Annotated in this window: 5 protein-coding genes; 1 reads left to right on the top strand and 4 read right to left on the bottom strand. The window is 32.0% G+C overall.

All coding sequences use genetic code 11. The features are described 5' to 3' along the window. Positions 1–135: 135 nt before the first annotated feature. The 4 genes from PQO00_RS20190 to PQO00_RS20205 form a co-directional block, all read right to left on the bottom strand. On the bottom strand, positions 136–558 hold the full coding sequence (locus PQO00_RS20190) for a hypothetical protein (RefSeq protein ID WP_274186664.1): 423 nt from the start codon (positions 556–558) through the stop codon (positions 136–138). Positions 559–568: 10 nt separating this feature from the next. Further along, entirely contained in the window at positions 569–862 is a 294-nt protein-coding gene (locus PQO00_RS20195) for a hypothetical protein (RefSeq protein ID WP_274186665.1), read from the bottom strand. A gap of 79 nt (positions 863–941) precedes the next feature. Then, positions 942–1,946 (bottom strand): hypothetical protein, encoded by a 1,005-nt coding sequence (locus tag PQO00_RS20200; protein ID WP_274186666.1) that lies wholly within the window; start codon positions 1,944–1,946, stop codon positions 942–944. 36 nt (positions 1,947–1,982) lie between these two features. Continuing rightward, entirely contained in the window at positions 1,983–2,192 is a 210-nt protein-coding gene (locus PQO00_RS20205) for a helix-turn-helix transcriptional regulator (protein WP_274186667.1), read from the bottom strand. Positions 2,193–2,361: 169 nt separating this feature from the next. On the opposite strand from PQO00_RS20205, the gene PQO00_RS20210 reads away from it, so the two are divergent. Beyond that, positions 2,362–2,565, top strand: a complete 204-nt coding sequence (locus PQO00_RS20210; protein ID WP_274186668.1) for a hypothetical protein — start codon at positions 2,362–2,364, stop codon at positions 2,563–2,565. The last annotated feature ends 169 nt before the right edge of the window (positions 2,566–2,734 follow it).

The raw sequence follows: 2,734 nt of genomic DNA on the forward strand, positions 1-2,734 counted from the left end.
TCTTTTTATAGATAATCTTTTATAAAAACACCTCAAAAAAACGTTTTCCCCCTTATTCTAAGTAATGGATCAGTCAACAAGGCATATAGCGTTGGCCTATCGGCACGCCATATGCTTAGTTATTGTGCAACGTATTTATTTTTTATAATGTTCAGCCGTTATTCTTCCTGCAGTCAAAGTCGTATTAATAGTATCGCAATGAGCGTTAAACCAAAAACTTTGATAATCTAAAATGTCTTTTGCTGTATATGTTTTGCCCCCATCAAATCCCATTATATTTTTGTTTTCAGGAACAAGTTCAAAAGCAGTATCAATTTCGTCTGCTCTGTCAGTTAGAATAGTAATTAAATCTGAAACTGAATTTTGATTTTCAAATAATTGCTTACCAGAAACTGAATTTAATAAGGATAAAATTTCATTACCTGCATTCGGAATACTTTGTTCCATTGCTGATTTTGCACCATCCATAAGGTTTGCGGGAAGGACATTTGAATATTGTTGAAGCTCGTTATATTGATTCAAAGCATTATTCAAATTAGTTAGCATTTTTTCTCTCATAATTTATGGTCTAATAATGTGGTATATATTTTAAAAATTCAATTCCGCCAATTCTACCGTCCTTTAAAATATCCAAAACAATTATTCCTTCAGTCGGATGGTTTAGTTCAATATTTTCTTCGAATTGCCATTCAGAACCAGGTTGATTAGGTCTAAATCCGCTTACAAATCGAACATAAGCTTGCTTAAACCATTCTTTCATTTCCGAATTTTCTAATTGTTCAATTAAGTCAGTCCGTTCAGGTTCCTGCTCTTTAATCAAGTCAATTATCCATTCTATTTTAAATTTCGGTTGCTTTGTCATATGTTGCACAACGGTTAGTGTAAACGTAGTAGCCGACGAATGGAGGCTATTATCGATTTACACATTGTTGTATGCCGTTTTACTTTTTTTTTTGAATGTCCATACATGTCAAACACAATTTGACTTCTTCTTCGAAAACTTCTCCTGTATCTTCATCTATGTCAGCTTCTTCTTCAAGATAAAGGACATTCCCTTTACATGCTTTTTTCTCTTCACCTTTACAGTCAATTCTTTCAACTTCAAAAGTGTTTTGACACACTAAACAAAAAACATTAGTTGAATCAGATTTGTTTGGTTGAAGAAAGGCCCATTTACTTGTGGGATGAGGATCAACATTAACCACGTTTCCTTCTTGGTCTTTTTGAACAAGAATTCCATCTTGCCCAGTACATTCTGGACAATAATACCTCCTTGACTTCAAGTCGATTTCAAAGTGATTGTTTAGTTCCCCTTTACCTAAAAGTGCTTCGAGATAGTCAAGATGAATATATTGTTGTACTTCTTCAAATTCTAATTCAGAATCTCCGACTAAATGTCCTGGATGATCATAAAATTTATCTTGTAATGCTCTCCAAAAACTTCCTTTACCATTAAGGTATGTAAATGTCCATAGTATGAGTTTCAATACTTCTTCAGGTTCTATTTCATCATTACCAATACCATGAACTATCTTATTTCTAATAACTCTTACATTCTCAAAGTGCGTTCTAAAATTATTATCAATTTCATCTTCATTTAAAGTTGCAAAGAATGTCCTTATTAAATCTTCTCCTGAAATAGTATACATATCAGTAAAATCTATGTCGTCACTATTAGGTAAGGTTTTCCAATCGCTTCTTTTTTGTTCTAACAGAAGTAACGGAGATTTTCTTGAAATTTTTGATTTAAGTAAGGCTTCAATTCCCTGATGAATTAGAACAATTGATGTTTTTAAAACTATGGTGTTGTATTGCCAAATTTCTTCTCTTGGAACATCTGGAATTAGTTGTCCATTATCTATTTGATTGATATTCTTATAAGCTTGAACCAGACATTCAAATCCGACATTTTCATAATCTTTAGGCTTTGGAATATTCTGTATCATTAAATTAGATTATTTTTTACGAATACGTATAATTAATTATCCTTTAGTTGAAATTAACAACTCTCTCACTTCAACTTCCAGTACTCTAGCAATTTGAAATAGGGTTTCTACTCTTGGTTGCATCTCATTCCTACACCATTTAGAAACAGTAGTTCTATTCATTTCTAATTGGTCAGCCAACCAATTGTTAGTTTTTCCTTGTTCAGCTAAAACAGCTTTTATACGGTTGTAAACTTCCTTGTCCATAATGAATTAATATCATTGAAAGTCAAATGTAGTGACTTCATTTTAAACGTTATTAGCATTATTTTATGCTTTATTGTGTTCAATTAAATATTTATAATATCTTTGTTATGCTTTAAAAGCATTAAATAAACCTATTAAGATTTTTTTTGAATATTAAAAACACATTAGTATGAGCAAAAGATATACCAAAGCCGATTTAGAGGAACTTGTCTACAAGCAACTAGAAAATCTAAACGCAATGCACGATTTATTGGGAATTATGAAATTCCAAAATGATTTGATTCACAATATCAATCAAACGTTAAGAGAAGAAATCGGTCAATTCAAAAAACAACAAGTTATGTATCCAACTAGAAGGAAGTCAAAATCATAAATCTAATGCAGTTGGTTTCTCCGTAATGGCATACAACGGTTTGTGTCGAGTAGACAAGGGGGATTTCACCCCGAGCCTCTCACAGAACCGTACGTGATAGTCTCCCATCATACGGCTCTTCTTATACAAATCTATGCACTTAATTGGAATATCCAACATACCAGTGATA

The sequence above is a fragment of the Flavivirga sp. 57AJ16 genome (assembly GCF_028736925.1).
GTDB lineage: Bacteria > Bacteroidota > Bacteroidia > Flavobacteriales > Flavobacteriaceae > Flavivirga.

What these genes read in the sequence shown, in the direction of transcription:
- PQO00_RS20190 (WP_274186664.1), bottom strand. Translation starts at nt 558, where the DNA reads ATGAGAGAAAAAATGCTAACTAATTTGAATAATGCTTTGAATCAATAT.
- PQO00_RS20195 (WP_274186665.1), bottom strand. Translation starts at nt 862, where the DNA reads ATGACAAAGCAACCGAAATTTAAAATAGAATGGATAATTGACTTGATT.
- PQO00_RS20200 (WP_274186666.1), bottom strand. Translation starts at nt 1,946, where the DNA reads ATGATACAGAATATTCCAAAGCCTAAAGATTATGAAAATGTCGGATTT.
- PQO00_RS20205 (WP_274186667.1), bottom strand. Translation starts at nt 2,192, where the DNA reads ATGGACAAGGAAGTTTACAACCGTATAAAAGCTGTTTTAGCTGAACAA.
- PQO00_RS20210 (WP_274186668.1), top strand. Translation starts at nt 2,362, where the DNA reads ATGAGCAAAAGATATACCAAAGCCGATTTAGAGGAACTTGTCTACAAG.